This is a genomic window from Zhenhengia sp. (genome assembly GCF_046966505.1).
Taxonomy (GTDB): domain Bacteria; phylum Bacillota; class Clostridia; order Lachnospirales; family Cellulosilyticaceae; genus Zhenhengia; species Zhenhengia yiwuensis.
The window spans coordinates 68,070-85,312 of record NZ_JBKVCH010000003.1; the positions used below are offsets into that span (position 1 = coordinate 68,070).

Genomic DNA, 17,243 nt, shown 5'->3' on the forward strand with positions numbered 1-17,243 from the left:
CTTTTCCATGATTAAAAAATTAAAACTGCATATTGTAAGTTTCGAGTAAATTTTCTATACTGAAATATCTATTGCCGTCTAAATAATCAATATAAGGAACTCCTCTTGTATCAATTGTATTAAACAGTGTACGTACATAGCCCTTTTCTATATATTTCTCATCTTCTATTTGTAAAACAGGGACTGTATACTTCATCTGCTCCGTTCCACTTACAGGTGTCTCTTCCTCGACTTCATGCAAAAATCTATCGGATTGAAGTAACCCATGATAGGCATTCACTAACTCAGCTTGGCTAGAGATACGGTAATCATCCTTTCCGCTACTCGCTACTTCCTTCATATCTACATCAATATAAAGCATGCCCTTAATTCTTGGGTAAATCTTTGGAATCGTATCATAAAAGTAATTTAAAGTTTCAGTAGCTTCTCCTACTTTATACGTATGATCTACACGTGAAAAATGAGAGACTGCAATTCCAGAGAGCATCATAGGCTTACTAGTCTGAAAGTTTTTATACCAAAAGTCTAGCCCATCCCCTAAAGAGAATTCATAACGCTTACCATTTTGATATCTTGGTATATACACATTAAGCCCTACCCAATCTACCATGTGGTCTCCAGGATAATAAGTCATACAGTCATAAACTGAGTCTGCACTAATACTCCATACGACTACTGACTCTGGCAAATACCTTTTAATGAGCTTATAGGCTCTTTCATAATAATTCTTATAATTCGAAGGATCCTTCACAGAACTATCTACTGGATAAAGCTCAATAAACACAGGCATACTATAACGTGTCTTAATATTGCTAATCATATGATAAATAGGATTAATATCATAGTCCTTAGTTGGGAGTACTTTAATATAAGGTACTTGCTTATCTGCCAGACATTCTAACATTTGCCTACTCGTTACATCTGAAGCAGTCCTATACTGCATGACACGAATAGCATGCTTTTGCCCTGTCACTTGTTCAAACTGCGTCATACTATAATCAAGTTCAATATTATCCTCTACATAAGCACCGATATAAATGCCGTCTGCTGGCTCTAGCTTGCTATAATCTATTTGTTTAGGTAGATATAAGTCTACTAATTTTTCTGTAACGTCTAGCTCCATTAAAGCTTCCGTAGTCAATTCAGGCTCACTCACTACCTGATTGGCACACCCTGTTAAAAAAGCAGTCATTAAAAAAATCCCTATGAGTGTTTTCTTCATCTTTCTCACCTCATAAGGATTATGGACAGCTTTTCAATTTTATATACTTCTTTTAGATGCAATATACCTGGATAAAGGCTTTAAATAATTCAGATATAGGCCCCCTTCTATAAAAATCTCCATATTATCTTGAAAAGCTGTATAGGGAATAGACTTACGTCCTCCACTTACTGATGCATCATAGTATTTACGTACTTCATCTATCATAAATAGGAAATAACGATCGTATTTTTTAAAGTACACAATAAGGAAGGCCTCACCCCCTTGCTTCACAAAGTCTTCCATAAAGGTAATTTGATGGAGATGAATATTAGCTAGCGGCAGAGATTCTTTTGTAGTCTCTTTCGCATCAAAACAGAGTGGAACCCCTTGTGCTACCCCTATGTAGTCAACTGTACTTTTTTGGTCAAAATAAGCCAGTGTAATAACACCTTTTCCCTTATCAATATTAATAGGCTTAATGGGCGTAGGAACCTTCTGAATTAAAGCCAAATTTTTTTCTCTATAAAGATCATTTGTTAGATTAATCGTTTCTTCTAGAACGCTTCCCCTAAGACCACGTGTATTCCAATATCCCATTTGTTTCCTCTTTTCTTGATTTTTTGTAATTATTTGGTAAAATAAAATTAAGTTCATTAGATTGGAGGGGCTTTATGTATTATGTTCTTTTTATTATAAAATGTCTATTTACAAAGTTCAATTTCTTTCGTCTTACTTCCAATGAAAAAGCTTTGGTCCTTAAAAGAAACCACCTTTATTTCGCTTCTGGGTTACTTTATATGAAAAACAAATCTTATCAAAAGGCCATTTACTGTCTTGAAAAAGCTCATGCCTTTAAGCAGCTTATGGTGTGCTACGAAAAATTAGGTGCAACTTCCTGTGCTATTGGACTAGCTGAAGAACATGGTTATTATAAACAGGGTGCTCTTATCTGTATGAAACATCATAACAAAAAAAAAGCTGCTTACTTCTATAGTTTCACGAAACCACTTTATGCTGCTAAGCTGTATAAAGAATGTGACTGTTACTATGAGGCAGGTATAGCTTATATGAAAACTTATCAATTTCTTCAGGCTATCGAATGTTTCTATAAGGCGACTGACCCTCTTCAGAAACTGGACGGGCTCAGACAAATTGAAGAAGTTGCCATTGTACTTTATCTAAGTAAACAATATGAAGATAGCCTTAAGCTCTTTGAAGCACTTGGCGATTATTACTCTGTTTTAGAATGTGCTAAACGCTGCAAGAATACTGAGCTTGTTAGAAGACTGCAAGAACTTATTGCAACTTATGAAGCACATGAAAACAACTATCTAACAGCAGCACATTACATAGCTTCCTTAAATATGGATAGGGCAAGACTTTATTACTATTTAGATCAATCTTCCAATGACGCTCTTAAACTTGCTATTGATAAGGGTAATTATTTTAGTGCACTTAAAATTTGTTTTAATACGAATAATTTACCCCTTGCAAAACAAGTGGCGAAACTCTATGCATAGAGCTTCGCCACTTTAACTACCTATTAGTCCTTCACCTAAGCAGATTTCACTATAAATCTTCGGTGCTGCCACAGTAAAGACACGGTTTTCCATATATTCAAATAAACTTTCACAAAGTTCAAATTTAATCTTATATGCACAAAGTACCTGATAACAAAGGCCATAACGATTTTTAAAATACTCATTTTCAATGGCATCTCCATATTTTGGATCCCCAATAATAGGATGACCAATCTGACTTAAGTGTGCACGAATTTGATGTGTTTTACCTGTTACAAGTTGTACTTCTATTAAAGTATAACGTCCATTTGTCTGAAGTGGTAAAATACGCGTTTCTACAGGCTTAGCCCCTTCTATATAGTGGTCTACAATTTTCACTTCATTTTTGCCAGGTTCTTTATAATGGTAACCTTTTAATACAATAGGCTCTGTAATACGTCCTAGAACAATACTCATATAGTATTTAGAAATTTGCTTTGTCTTAAGCATCTGACTAATTTCTTGCGTTGCTTTAAGGTGTTTCCCTACAAGTACAATCCCTGCTGTATTACGGTCAAGTCTATTACAGGGTGCTGGTGTAAAACCTTTAGCCATTTTAACGTTATAAGAACCATTTGCGGTTAAATGATAAATCACTTCTTCAGCAAGACTATGTCCATCCTTCTTATCTTTTTGTGTTAATAATCCTAAAGGCTTATCTACAATAAGAATATTTTTATCTTCATAAACAGTCTTGAAATGAATTGGACTTTCTTTAATTTCCTTCTGCTCTTGCAAACTTACAATTTGTTCGTCATGAAGAAACAATTTAATCTGATCATCTTTTACCAGAATTTCATTACCTTTTGGTTTCTTACCATTATATTTAATTTTGTTTGTTCTCATAAATTTATAAAGGAGGCTCTTGGGACACTTATTTAAATACTTTAATAAAAACTTATCTAGTCTTTGGCCTTCTTCATACTGGGTTATAGCCATTTCTCTCATGATGTACTCCTATTTACATTAACATCCCATCAATTATCTTGATTGTATTTTCTAGTGCTTCACCAACTTGACACGCATCTTTTTCTATTCTAATGGTAGCATTTTTTATAGTCTTACCATTTTCCGCATAAATAAAATGTAATTTACTATTTTGAATACCTTTATTTCCAAGTCTTAATGCTAAGATGGGTTTAGCTTTTTGAATGATCTCTTTATTTTTACTGATAAAATAGATACTTTTTGTTGTAACAATAATATGTTCAAAATAGAGTGTACAAGTTGTATCCGGTATAATGGCACTATGATAAAGCCCATAATGACCTTTCATCTGCTCAAGTAGTGCCGCTTGCTTAGGGCTTGGATCTTTATACTTTGCAAAAGCAAAAAAACGTGTAATATGTAGGGCAAGAGGTAAAACAAGTACTGCCGCCACTACTGTAAAATAACTTGAACGTGTATCTAGTAATAAAATACCTGCTCCCATTATTGCTATAATGACACCTGCCCATATTACCGCTTTTATGAAATGATTTTTTTTCTTCTCTGCAATATAGTTTTTCTTTTGTTTGACCATTTTTATCCCCCTATTCGGCGTAAATCATTTTTACCGTCATTCCGCCATCAATTACAAAGTTCCCCCCTGTAATAAATCCTGCATCTTCACTGCTTAAATAAAGTACTGCCCTTGCTATATCTTCTGGTCTTCCTACCCTACCTGCTAAATGTTGTTGATGATCCCTCTCTCTTAATGCTACAAATTTTCTGTCTTTCTTTTTCTTCCATGCATTATCTTCAATCCACCCCGGACTAATAGCATTAACTCTTACCTTTGGTCCTAAACTTGCTGCAAGTGCATGCGTTAAAGATAGGAGAGCTCCTTTTGAAGCCGCATAAGCTTCTGAATTTGGCTCGCTCATAAGTGCTTTTGTAGACGCGATATTCACAATACTTGCGCCTTCACTTATCATATGAGGTGCGCAGTATTTGCTACAGATATAAGCCCCTGTTACATTGACACGCATAACTTGTTCAAATGCCTCTACAGATACATGAAATAGATTACCATTAGTGGTCACTTCCGCATGATTTACTAAAATATCTATTTTTCCATAACGCTCAGCTACTTTTAAAGTCATATTTTTAACAGACTGCTCGTCTCTTACATCCGTTCTTATAAATAAAGCTTCGCCGCCTGCCTCTTTAATGTTTTCTTCTACTTCAAGCCCTGCTTCTTCATCTATTTCAGCAATAATGACTGTTGCATGGTATTTTGCAAATTCTGTCGCTACACATGCACCAATCCCTTGACCTGAACCTGTGACAACGACGATTTTATTTGAAAAATCCATAGCACACCTCCTACCTCCGTTTAGTGCTTTAATGTTTATTCTATCAAAAAAAAACGTGTCTGAAAAGAATCTCTTAGCAAAAAAACACATAAGTCTTAAGAAACTTATGTGTTTTTTGCTTTATATCTTAAATTTTTAAGGTTTCTTCAAATAAGGCCTCATTTTGCGGAATACTTACTGTATTACCAAATACACAGTATTGGTCTTGCTCAAGTACTTTTTTAATAGGTTCCGCAAAGCTTCTAAGGATTTCATTATCTACATTAAAGATATCATCTCTTATACTTTGAATGTCTTCTTTTGTCGTACCAACTAAAGCATAGACTTGAGCTGTATAACCTTCTGTAGATGCTGTATAAGGGAAGTCCATACTGCTAATTGTACCAATTAAATATTGCAACAATTCACGTTCACTTAATTCTAATGATGCAACATACTCTGGAATCTGTCTGTAAATATCTAATGTTTTCTCAACATTAGGATCACGATAAGATACAAAGAACATATTACCGCTCTTTCTGAAATCTGCAAAGCAACCATAAGCCCCATTTTTCACACGAACTTCATTCCATAAATAATCCATAGAAAGGATAGATTTAAGAAGTACAAGACCACCATGATAATCAAAACCTAATTTTTTAAAGTTATATCCCATGGCTACATAATTCACATTCCCCGGATAGATAAGTCCCATTTTCATAGAATGTGATGTAAATGGTATTTTGTGCTCTACTATTTCTTCTTCCTCAAGCTTACTTAATGCATCATACGTACAATCCATACACTCTGTAACACGCTCTTCATCTACTGTAAGTCCTATTGTATAGCGTTTGCGATTCATAAAGAACTGGTAAGCTTCTTTAAGATTTTCTATAACTTCATCTTGTTTTGCATCCCAGTTCTCATCAATTTCACGAACTGTTTGATAGAAGCTTAACCCTTTTGTCGTTTCATCAAAAGCTTCTGCTGGTGAAAAACTGGATAAAAGCATACTATAAGCAATCTTATGCCCTTCACTGCTTAATGACATCTCCATCATAGATTTCATTTCTTTAATAATCTCACGGATACGATTGCGGTCTTCAAATAAAGTTTCATTCATAATGGTATGAACCAGTTTTACTTGGTCTTTTAGTTCATCAATAAGGGCTTTTGTCTTCACTACAAACATTTTTTTGTAAGCTGCTGGATTTTTTACGTCATGCATAGACTGAATATGGAATTCAATACCACCTAAGTGCTGGTCAATGGCCATAGATAAGTCTTCATAATCATAAGAAGCTGTATCTAATTTACTTAACATCCCTACCAGCATACCTAAATAAGGAAGACTTTTATCTGGCACACCTTCTAAATTGATAAAGTAATTAATATACGCAATTTGATTTGTAAAAATTGGTGTAATAATATAGGATGTTCCCTCTTTCTGCCTTGTTTCATAACGTGGGAACATAGATTCTTTATCTAATTCTTCTTTTTTAAGGAGTGGAATACTTAAAAGTGCCTCAAGACTATCTGGTTCTTTTTGCATCTGATTGAAAGCCCGTGTCTTTTCTACACAAGCTTTAATTTGTTCTGGTGTCCAACTTGCTTTAATAGCTTCTAGTTTCTTCTGTACTTTTTCTTCTATAGCTGCATCTAATCCTACTTTAGGATGAATCATCATTTTAACATGATGGCTATTGTTTAAGAGGTATTTTTCAATAAGCTCTTCAAAGTAACCTGTATCTTTTTTAGCTTGAAGAGAATCGATAAGATCCTCATATCTTAAATAGATATTAGGGTCTTCATCATAAATCCAGCTCTTCATAGTCCCTATATAATAGAGCAAGCCTTTGGAGTAACCTTTAAAATCACCTTCTCTTAATTCAAATTCTTTTACTTGAAGTGCACCTTGAAGAAGTGACTTTGGTATACCTTCTTTAACTAAAGTATGAAGTGTTGTATCAATGACTTCATAGAAGCGTTCTTTATTTTCTTCACCTACATTTTTAGCCATTACACTAAAGATAGGCTGTTTAAGATGAGTTTGGAAAGCACCAAATACATCTTCTCCTATCCCCGCTTTAATGAGCGCCTTTTTAAGTGGAGATGCTGGTGTTTCTAGTAGTAAGTATTCTAATATAGATAACCCTACCATAAGTTCACGGTCTACTGTCTCCCCTACTACCCAGTTTGCAGATACATAAAGTTGATTTGGTCTATCCTCTGCTACAGAGTAGTAAGTATCTACTACCTTAGGTGTATCAAAAGGCTTCTGCATAGCAACTTTTGAGTCTACCTCTTGGTATTCAAAATGAGATAAGTATTCTTCATCTATAAAGGTTAAGACTTCTTCAATATTCATATCTCCATATAGCCCAATGTAGCTATTAGATGGATGATAGTACTTTTTATGGAAGGCTAAAAAGTCTTCATAAGTTAAGTCTACGATAGCCTCTGGTGCACCACCTGACTCATTGTGATAAGTGGTATCTGGGAAAAGGGCTTCTTTAATTTTTCTAAACCCTACCTCTTCTGGAGAAGAAAAAGCACCTTTCATTTCATTATAAACAACCCCTTTGTATTCTAGTGGGTCATTTTCATTTTCTAAATGATAACGCCAACCTTCCTGCATAAGGATATAATCATTCTTATAAATGTTTGGGAAGAATACAGCATCTAAATACACATCCATTAAGTTATGAAAATCTGCATCATTCTGACTTGAAATTGGATAAATCGTTTTATCCGGATAAGTCATAGCATTTAAATAAGTATTTAAAGAACCTTTTGAAAGCTCAATAAAGGGGTCTTTAAGCGGAAATTTTCTAGAACCACAAAGGACAGAGTGTTCGATAATATGAGCTACACCTGTACTATCATGAGGAGGTGTTCTAAAAGCAATCCCAAATGTTTTATGAGGATCTTCACTTTGCATATAGAGAATCTTTGCTTTTGTACAGTCATGCTCGTAAAGATGAACATTACTATCTATTTCTTTTATATATTCAGTGTTTAAAAGGGTATATCCTTTAACCTTCTGTTCCATTACATTCTCCTTATTTTTAAATTTTTATTTATAAACTTCAGTTTATCATTTTTCTATTGTCCTTGCAAGTTGCGCATAAGCTGGCTAACCGTTACAAATTCTACGTTTTTAGCCTGTAACTGGCTAATCATAGACTTCAGTGCCGCTGCAGTATGAGGACCTTTCTCTGGACCTACATGACCAATTACAACGGCATAACCTTTTTCTTTCGCGACTTTATAAGCTTCATTTAAGCGCTCTACTACATAACCTGTACTTGGTGTATTATCTAGAAAAACATCTCTTACCAAATACGGTGTATGTCTCTCAGTAGCAATTTCCTGTGCAACCTTATTATCATAAGTTTTACTATCTACAAAGTAAAAACCTTTTTCATTAGCAAAGTCCATAAGTGTTCCTACTACATTTTTACTTTGCATTGCACGAGATCCCATATGATTGTTCATCCCTACTGCATAAGGGATTTCTGTCATAGATTCTTCTAATACCCCTCTAATCTTTTCACTACTCATTCCTGAAGTAATTCCTTTTGGCCCAAGCCAGTTTGGTTTCCCCTTAATAGGTTCAAGTGGTACATGCAAAATAACTTCCTTACCTGCATCATGAAGTTTTTTAGCATCATCCTTTGCAAAAGGCATACCTGGAATCACAGCACCTGTAAGTGGAATAGGTAATTTTGCAATTTCTTCTGTTCCTGCCATTTGATTACCAAAGTCATCAATAATTATAGCTATATATACTTTTTGATTCTGAACCTCCTGTGCATATAGTGGGCATACTAACCCCATTAATAAAATAAATGCACTTACTAAACTTTTTATGATACGTGTTGTTCTTTTCATATTGTCGCCTCTTTTTTCACATTATGTTTTAGTATGTGTCTTTAGGCAAAAAAAAACACTTGTTTTAAACAAGTGTTTAATGTGCTAAAAATTTTTCTCTACATTCCCAACTACAGAAGAAATATTCTACGCCATCTTTTACAATGCGATAAGCATCTTGCTTAAGAATTTCTTTGCCGCATATAGGGTCTGTTACTAAATCTTTTGCCTTTTCTTCAGTGCCTACTTCAGATAGGTTTGGCACATTTTCTATAATTTTAATCTCTCCATTCACAATGGAGATGCCTTTGATATTTGGATTATCTTTATGCATTTTCATAATTTTTCTTATCTTAAGCGTATAGCGTACTAAGTTAAATAAACTGATTAACATCATAATAAGAAAAATATCTAATATAAAATCAAAAACAACCATTTGACGGATCCTTTCTATTTAGAAATAATGCCATTATACCTAAAGAATGTGAATTTAGTTTGAATATGTAAAGGCTTCTTCTAAATCTTCAATGATATCTAATACATTTTCAATTCCAATACTTAAACGTATCATAGTTGGACTAATACCAGCTGCTTCTAACTCTTTATCACTCATTTGTCTATGTGTAGAGCTTGCAGGGTGAAGTACAGCTGTTCTTGCGTCTGCTACATGAACAACAATGGCTGCAAGTTTTAAATGGTCCATAAATGCTACAGCATCTTCACGACTTCCTTTAATACTAAAAGAAATAACACCACTTGCCCCTTTAGGTAAATATTTTTTAGCTTTTTCATACTGACTATCCCCTTCTAAAAGTGGATAGCTTACACTTTCAACTTTCGGATGATTTTTAAGGAACTGTGCTACCTTTAAGGCATTTTCACTATGTCTTTCCATACGTAAATGTAAGGTTTCAAGACCTAAATGAGTGAGGAATGCATTTTGAGGACTCATACAATTTCCCATATCTCTTATAAATTGTACCCTAGCTTTTGTAATATATGCAGCATTGCCAAAAGCTTTTGTATAAGTTAAACCATGGTAAGAATCATCTGGCTCTGTAAAACCTTTAAATTTGCCATTTGTATAATCGAACTTGCCACTATCTACAATAACACCACCAACACTCGTAGCATGCCCATCCATATATTTTGTAGTAGAATGAGTTACTATGTCTGCCCCATGTTCGAACGGTCTACATAAGTATGGTGTTGCAAAAGTATTATCTACTACAAGAGGTATACCATAACTATGTGCAATTTCTGACCAGTAAGCAATATCTAATACCACTAAAGCTGGATTAGCAATTGTCTCTCCAAAAATAGCTTTTGTATTTGGTTTAATAAGTTTTTCTACCTCTTCTTTTGTGGCATCGGGAGATACAAAGCTTACCTCTACTCCTAATTTCTTAAAAGTAATAGCAAATAAGTTATATGTACCGCCGTAAATAGTATTAAGGGCAATAAAATGGTCCCCTGCTTCACATAAATTAAGCATTGCTACCATAGATGCTGATTGGCCTGATGATGTACATAAGGCTCCTACACCACCTTCTAAAGCTGCAATTTTATTTTCAAGCGCTTCTACTGTGGGATTACTGATTCTAGAATACATATGACCTGGTACTTCAAGGTCAAAAAGCTTTGCAACATGCTCAGTTAAATCATATTTATAAGTTGTGCTTTGGTAGATAGGAAGTACTCTAGGCTCCCCGTTGCCTGGTTTGTATCCTTCTTGTATAAGTTTAGTTTCAATTCTCCAGTTATGTTCCATTTTTATTCCCCTTTTCTTTTGTATCAAACTCTACTTAGATATATTTTAGGAAAGATTTATCTTCATCTTCTTCAGTATTTGATTCATCTTCTTCATACTCATCATCATCTTCTTCATCTTCATACTCATCATCTTCTTCATCGTCTTCTTCATTTGCTGAATCCTCACTACGTTTTGCAGCTTCTTCTGCAGCTTTAATATGAAGTGTGAAGTTCTTTTGAATGAAGAAAGAACAAAGTGCCATTGTTAATACAGGTGTAATTAAAAGCATCATAGGAAATGCAATACTTGCTACCTGAACTAAAAGTGCAATACCTACCATAATAAGACTTGATGCAAGATGTTTATGTGCAAAAACAAAGCCTGTTAAAAAGATGCTAAAACCTTTCATATGGAAACGTGACAAGATGGCAAACACATAAAGTGTTAATATGGATGTTTCAAGCACTAAGAAAAGTGCAAATCCTGTAAACAGGAATGAAACTTGTCCATTATAAGCCACTAAAATCATACGGTATAAAAAGCATGAAAGCCATAAAACACCTATTCCTAGCGTAATTGGAATAGAGACCTTAAAGTTTTCTTTGAAACTTTTAAAAAAGTCTTTTGTTACATAGACATCTTCACCTCTTACCTTTTTCCCATACACATAAAAAACTGCTGTTGTAGATGCTCCTATTGAAATAATAGGTAAACTACACACAATCCAGTAAAACGTTAAAATGAGCAGATCAGCAATTTCCGTTCCTATACGGTATACTGGCCCGTCTAAATCAAATAGTTTCACTTTAAAAACCTCCTAGTCATTCTTCTTACTGTGAAGTGATAGTATCATTATACTATATATCATAAGCGAATCATATGTAGAAATTATAATTTGAATGTTAATAAAAATAATACTTGAAATTTAATTTTTTTAATGTATAATTATACATAAATAATCATATATATTATTTTATATTACTATAGGGGGTATTCATTATGAAAGAAAAAGTGGTTTTAGCTTATTCAGGTGGTTTAGATACATCCGTCCTTATTCCATGGCTTAAGGAAAACTATGACTATGAGGTTATTGCTGTATGTATTAATGTAGGGCAGGATGCAGAACTTGTAGGCCTTCGTGAACGTGCACTAAAAATGGGAGTAAGTAAAGTTTACGTAGAAGATGTGAAAGATGAATTTATGGAGGAATATGTATTTCCAATGATTCAATCTGGTGCTATCTATGAATCTAAATATTATTTAGGTACTTCTATTGCACGTGCTGTTATCGCCAAAACACTTGTAAAAATTGCATTAAAAGAAAAGGCTGTAGCTATTTGCCACGGCTGTACAGGTAAAGGCAATGACCAAATTCGTTTTGAATTAGGTATTGCAGCACTTGCGCCTCACCTTAAAGTTATTGCACCATGGCGTATCTGGGATATTTCTTCACGCGAAGAAGAAATCGCCTATCTTGAAGAACGTGGCCTTGAAGTTCCTATGAAGAAAGAAGACAGTTATAGCCGTGATCGTAACATGTGGCATATCTCTCATGAAGGGCTTGACTTAGAGGACCCTTGGAATGCACCTCACTATGAAAAACTTCTTAAACTAGGTGTTTCTCCAGAACAAGCGCCAGATGAACCAACTTTTATCACTCTTACTTTTAAAAACGGTGTACCAACACATTTAAACGGCGTCGAAACAAGACCTTCTCTTCTTCTTGAAAAACTTAATGAGCTCGGGGGAGCAAATGGTATCGGTATTGAAGATATTGTAGAAAACCGCGTTGTAGGTATGAAATCTCGCGGTGTTTATGAAACACCAGGTGGCACTATTCTTTATAAAGCACATGATGAACTTGAACACCTTACACTTGACCGTGAAACTTACCGTTATAAACAAGAAGTTGCGCTTCAATACGCAGACCTTATTTATAATGGCAAATGGTTTACACCACTTCGTGAAGCTTTAGGTGCTTTTGTTACAAGCACCCAAAAAGTCGTAACAGGTGAAGTGAAACTTAAACTTTATAAAGGAAATATTATTCCTCAAGGTGCTTCTTCTCCTTACTCACTTTATAGCGAGAACTTAGCAAGTTTCACAACTGGTGATCTTTATAATCACCATGATGCAACAGGCTTTATTAATCTTTATGGACTTCCACTTAAAGTGCGTGCACTTATGGAGGCCGCTCATCAAGAAGACAACTAGGAGGATAGAACTTATGAAACTTTGGGGAGGGCGCTTTGCAAAAGATACAGATGCTTTAACGGATCATTTTAACTCCTCTATCTCTTTTGATGCAAGGCTCTATAAGCAAGATATTTTAGGAAGCATCGCTCATGTTATGATGCTTGGCAAACAAAACATTATTAAAGAGGAAGAAGCTGTTACGATCAAAGAAGGCCTTCTTAGTCTCCTTCAAGATATAGAAGAAGGCTATGTAGAATTTAATGTTAAGGCTGAAGATATTCATATGAATATTGAAACACTTCTTATTCATCGTATTGGTGATGTAGCCAAGAAAATGCATACAGGTAGAAGCCGTAATGATCAAGTAGCTCTTGATATGCGTCTTTATGTCATGGAAGAAATTTTAGCTATTAAAGATATGCTTCACCACCTTATGAGCGTTATTACAGATATAGCCAATGAGCATACTGAAACTATTATGCCAGGCTATACACATCTTCAGCGTGCACAGCCTATTACTTTTGCCCATCACTTAATGGCTTACTTTGAAATGTTTAAGCGTGATTATAAAAAATTAGAGTTTACTTATGAGATGACAAGTAGCCTGCCTCTTGGAAGTGGTGCACTCGCTACTACCACTTACCCTTTAGACCGCCAAGCTGTTGCAGATGCACTTGGCTTTAAAGAAGTCTGTGCTAATAGTATAGATGGTGTATCAGACCGAGACTTCTGTATAGACCTCTTATCTAATTTAAGTACTATGATGATGCACTTAAGCCGCTTCAGTGAAGAAATTATCCTTTGGAGTAGTCATGAATTCCACTTTATTGAACTTGATGATGCTTACAGTACAGGTAGCTCTATTATGCCTCAGAAGAAAAACCCTGATATCGCCGAGCTTGTACGTGGCAAATGCGGCCGTGTGTATGGCGATTTAATAGGTCTTTTATCCACTATGAAATCCCTGCCTCTTGCTTATAACAAAGATATGCAAGAAGATAAGGAACGCACTTTTGATGCTATAGATACGATTAAAATGTGTCTCCCTATCTTTACAGCTATGCTTCAAACTATGACTGTATGTAAGGAAGCTATGTATAAGGCAGCTTCAGGTGGCTTTACCAATGCTACTGATGCAGCCGATTATCTTGTGAAGAAAGGATTGGCTTTCCGTGATGCCCATGAGGTTATTGGTAAACTTGTCCTTCATTGTGTTACGCATAGTACTGACCTTGAAAATCTTTCTTTAGAAGCTTATAAGGCTATTCATCCAATTTTTGAAGAAGATATTTATGAGGCTATCCGTCTTACAACTTGCGTTAATGAAAGACGTGTTAAAGGTGGGCCAAGTAAAGAAGCTGTCTTAGACCATTTAAAAGCCGCTCATGCTTTTTTAGAACAATCAAAATGAGTGCATAAAAAACGAGAGAAAGTTATCCCATAACTTTCTCTCGTTTTTTTGTTCTTAAATCAAAATAGTTTAAAATCTCATCTAGATAATATTCTATAATCTCTAATACTTTATAAAGGCCTTCATTATTAAGTGGAATAAGTTCCTGCCACCTATTATAAACTTGGAGTGCCTCTCCTCTTGTAGATGCATTATAAAATTTTACAAGAAAATCCTTTATATCATAACTGAATCCTAAATCACTACCTTGCACAAACGTTGCTGCTACTTCTTCCATACAATATAAAGCATCCTTGCCAAACAGTCTAGTCAGAAACTGATAAACCGTTTCTTTATTAATAACAATCAGCACCTTTGGTTTTAAAACATAGATAATTTCGATATAAGCTTCATTAAAAGGCACTTCTATATAATCAAGTGGTTCATTGTAAAACCTAAGCCAGTGATAAAATTGTCCCAGTTCTGTATCATATAAAGTTTGTAATACTTCTTCTGTACCTATATGAGTAATGGTTAGTTGATGATAAGCTGGATCCTGTTGTATCCTTAATCCTTGCATCGACTCACTCCTTTATTTAATTATTTACATACTTTCTAATAATTAAACAAATAAAGGAGTATTCTTAAGAACCTTTATAGAGAAACTACCTTCCTAGAACTCCATGTATAAATCACTGATACTTTTACCTCCCATTATCCCCCTCCGAATTCCCATTTATAATGAAAAAGTCTCCTTCTTTAGTTTTTTTCTTTTTTTAATACAGTTATTGCAAGAGGTGGGATTTCTATTACAATATGCTGACTTTGATTGTGCCATGGTGCATCTACCGCTACTACATGAGTATTTAAAACGCCACTTCCTCCATAAATAGGATGGTCACTATTGAGTATTTCTTTATAAGTACCTCTCTCTGGCACACCAATCCTATAACTATGCCTTACTTCAGGTGTAAAGTTGACTACAACAACTAAATAATCTTCTTCTTTTTTCCCTTTACGTATAAAAGAGACTATACTTTGGTCCCTATTATCGCAGTCAATCCACTCAAACCCATCATAGGTATCATCTAACTGCCATAAGCTCTTTTGTTCTTTATAGAAAGTATTTAAGTCTTTTACAAAACGTTGCATCCGTCTATGTGGTTCATACTGTAAAAGCCCCCATTTAAGTTCTTCTTTTTCTGTCCATTCATTAGTTTGAGCAAAGTCATTTCCCATAAAGAGCATTTTCTTACCTGGATGTGTAAACATATAACCATAGCATACACGTAAGTTGGCAAACTTCTTCCACTCATCGCCTGGCATTTTATAAATCATCGGGCTCTTACCATGTACAACTTCATCATGAGATAAAGGTAAAATGAAATTTTCACTAAAAGCATACATTAAACTAAATGTAATTTTATTATGCTCATACTTTCTAAAAAGAGGATCCATCCCCATGTATTTAAGGTAATCATTCATCCATCCCATATTCCATTTAAATCCGAATCCAAGTCCTCCCTGATCTACAGGATGTGTGACACCAGCCCAATCGGTAGACTCTTCCGCAATCATCATAATACCTTGGAACTTTTCATAAACTACCGTATTAAGCTGCTTTAAAAACGCAATGGCTTCTAGGTTTTCCCTGCCTCCATTACGGTTTGGAATATAATTTCCACCTTCTCTTCCAAAATCTAAATAAAGCATAGAAGCTACAGCATCTACCCTAAGCCCATCAATATGATATTGACTAAACCATGAAAGTGCACTATTGATAAGGAATAAACATACTTCCTTTCTTCCATAATTAAAAATTAACGTGCCCCACTGTGGATGATTAGCCTGTTCAGGTAAAAAATGTTCATACAGTGCCGTCCCATCGAATTTTTCAAGTCCAAATGCATCCTTAGGAAAATGTGCAGGTACCCAGTCTAAAATAACACCTATTTTATTACGATGCATTTTATCTATAAGGTATTTAAAATCATCAGGTGTACCATATCTACTCGTTGGTGCAAAGTAACCTGTTACCTGATAACCCCATGATCCATCAAAAGGATGCTCTAAAATGCCTAATAGTTCTATATGGGTATAGCCCATTTCCTTAATATAATCCGCTAACTCATCTGCAAGCTCTCTATAAGTATAAAAGTTTCCATCAGCATGCATTTTCCATGAACCTATATGTAACTCATAAATAGACATAGGGGACCTATGCCATTCTTTTTTCATTCTACTTTCTAACCACTTTTTATCATGCCATTTATAACTATCCTGCGTATAAACCCTAGAGGCTGTATGAGGTCTTAGCTCACTTCTTGTAGCATAGGGATCTGCTTTATAAAGAAGTGTGTCATCCTGTGTTTTAATTTCATATTTATAGCAGCTATCTACTTCAATCTCTGGTATAAAGATTTCCCAAATACCATTTGTCCCTAGGCATCTCATACTATGTCTTCTACCATCCCATAGATTAAAGTCTCCTACTACACTCACACGTTTGGCGTTAGGCGCCCATACTGCAAAAGAAACGCCTTTTACCCCTCCTAATGTAGTAAAATGTGCCCCTAGCTTTTCATAAAGTGTATAATGCTTCCCTACTTCAAAAAGTCTTAAATCTTCCCCTGATAAAAAGCTTTCAAATTGGTAGGGGTCAATATAATTCCATTTATTTCCCTGTTCATCTTCGCAAAATACCCTATAAATGAATCTATGTTTTCTACGTTGCAGTACACAAAAAAATAATCCTTCACCAACTGGCATTAATTTATATTTTTTTTGCTTATCCCCTACTGGTGCAATACTTATACTTTTAGCATCTGGTCTATAAATACATACTGTTAGTTTCATTTTTTCATCTATTGTATATTCATGTAAACCAAGTAATTGATGAGGATTTTTAGATTCGCCATTTAAGAGAGCTTGTCTCTTATCCTGACCGATTAGATTGAATTGTTCCATTTTTCTACCCCCTTTATATTATTTT

General features: G+C 34.8%; 15 protein-coding genes. 3 read left to right on the forward strand and 12 right to left on the reverse strand.

All coding sequences use genetic code 11. From position 1 onward, the window contains the following. Positions 1-19: 19 nt before the first annotated feature. Both ACLTBU_RS04470 and ACLTBU_RS04475 read right to left on the reverse strand, forming a co-directional pair. Complete coding sequence (locus ACLTBU_RS04470; RefSeq protein ID WP_412217826.1) at positions 20-1,222, reverse strand: glycosyl hydrolase; 1,203 nt, start codon at positions 1,220-1,222, stop codon at positions 20-22. A gap of 39 nt (positions 1,223-1,261) precedes the next feature. Continuing rightward, positions 1,262-1,801: a Holliday junction resolvase RecU gene (locus ACLTBU_RS04475; RefSeq protein WP_177671148.1), complete on the reverse strand. Its 540-nt coding sequence runs from the start codon at positions 1,799-1,801 to the stop codon at positions 1,262-1,264. A 200-nt stretch (positions 1,802-2,001) separates the two neighbouring features. Between ACLTBU_RS04475 and ACLTBU_RS04480 the strand changes: the two genes are divergently transcribed. Continuing rightward, positions 2,002-2,724, forward strand: a complete 723-nt coding sequence (locus ACLTBU_RS04480; RefSeq protein ID WP_177671149.1) for a hypothetical protein — start codon at positions 2,002-2,004, stop codon at positions 2,722-2,724. Positions 2,725-2,736: 12 nt separating this feature from the next. Here the strand turns inward: ACLTBU_RS04480 and ACLTBU_RS04485 are convergent, their stop codons facing one another. The 8 genes from ACLTBU_RS04485 to ACLTBU_RS04520 all read right to left on the reverse strand — a co-directional run bounded on the left by ACLTBU_RS04485 (position 2,737) and on the right by ACLTBU_RS04520 (position 11,470). Beyond that, on the reverse strand, positions 2,737-3,711 hold the full coding sequence (locus ACLTBU_RS04485; RefSeq protein ID WP_249331178.1) for an RluA family pseudouridine synthase: 975 nt from the start codon (positions 3,709-3,711) through the stop codon (positions 2,737-2,739). Positions 3,712-3,724: 13 nt separating this feature from the next. Further along, positions 3,725-4,285, reverse strand: coding sequence for a hypothetical protein (locus ACLTBU_RS04490; RefSeq protein WP_177671151.1), 561 nt, complete (start codon positions 4,283-4,285; stop codon positions 3,725-3,727). Positions 4,286-4,295: 10 nt separating this feature from the next. Beyond that, positions 4,296-5,060 carry a glucose 1-dehydrogenase gene (locus ACLTBU_RS04495; RefSeq protein WP_249331177.1) on the reverse strand — a complete coding sequence of 255 codons (765 nt, stop codon included), beginning with the start codon at positions 5,058-5,060 and terminating at the stop codon, positions 4,296-4,298. Between the two features lie 127 nt (positions 5,061-5,187). After that, positions 5,188-8,091 (reverse strand): insulinase family protein, encoded by a 2,904-nt coding sequence (locus tag ACLTBU_RS04500; protein WP_412217830.1) that lies wholly within the window; start codon positions 8,089-8,091, stop codon positions 5,188-5,190. Positions 8,092-8,144: 53 nt separating this feature from the next. After that, complete coding sequence (locus ACLTBU_RS04505) at positions 8,145-8,933, reverse strand: divergent polysaccharide deacetylase family protein (protein WP_177671154.1); 789 nt, start codon at positions 8,931-8,933, stop codon at positions 8,145-8,147. Between the two features lie 76 nt (positions 8,934-9,009). Further along, positions 9,010-9,348 (reverse strand): YHS domain-containing protein, encoded by a 339-nt coding sequence (locus ACLTBU_RS04510; RefSeq protein WP_177671155.1) that lies wholly within the window; start codon positions 9,346-9,348, stop codon positions 9,010-9,012. A gap of 54 nt (positions 9,349-9,402) precedes the next feature. Then, the gene (locus tag ACLTBU_RS04515; protein WP_412217833.1) at positions 9,403-10,683 is read right to left on the reverse strand and encodes an O-acetylhomoserine aminocarboxypropyltransferase/cysteine synthase family protein; all 1,281 of its coding nucleotides are present in this window, start codon (positions 10,681-10,683) and stop codon (positions 9,403-9,405) included. A gap of 34 nt (positions 10,684-10,717) precedes the next feature. Continuing rightward, on the reverse strand, positions 10,718-11,470 hold the full coding sequence (locus tag ACLTBU_RS04520) for a YesL family protein (RefSeq protein WP_249331174.1): 753 nt from the start codon (positions 11,468-11,470) through the stop codon (positions 10,718-10,720). A gap of 194 nt (positions 11,471-11,664) precedes the next feature. On the opposite strand from ACLTBU_RS04520, the gene ACLTBU_RS04525 reads away from it, so the two are divergent. Next, positions 11,665-12,879: an argininosuccinate synthase gene (locus ACLTBU_RS04525; RefSeq protein ID WP_249331173.1), complete on the forward strand. Its 1,215-nt coding sequence runs from the start codon at positions 11,665-11,667 to the stop codon at positions 12,877-12,879. 13 nt (positions 12,880-12,892) lie between these two features. Then, a complete protein-coding gene (gene argH, locus ACLTBU_RS04530; protein WP_249331172.1) occupies positions 12,893-14,272 on the forward strand; it encodes an argininosuccinate lyase in 1,380 nt (459 codons plus the stop codon). Between the two features lie 22 nt (positions 14,273-14,294). Here the strand turns inward: argH and ACLTBU_RS04535 are convergent, their stop codons facing one another. After that, on the reverse strand, positions 14,295-14,831 hold the full coding sequence (locus tag ACLTBU_RS04535; protein WP_249331171.1) for a transposase: 537 nt from the start codon (positions 14,829-14,831) through the stop codon (positions 14,295-14,297). A 179-nt stretch (positions 14,832-15,010) separates the two neighbouring features. Continuing rightward, a complete protein-coding gene (gene glgB, locus ACLTBU_RS04540) occupies positions 15,011-17,218 on the reverse strand; it encodes a 1,4-alpha-glucan branching protein GlgB (RefSeq protein ID WP_412217838.1) in 2,208 nt (735 codons plus the stop codon). Positions 17,219-17,243 lie beyond the last annotated feature (25 nt).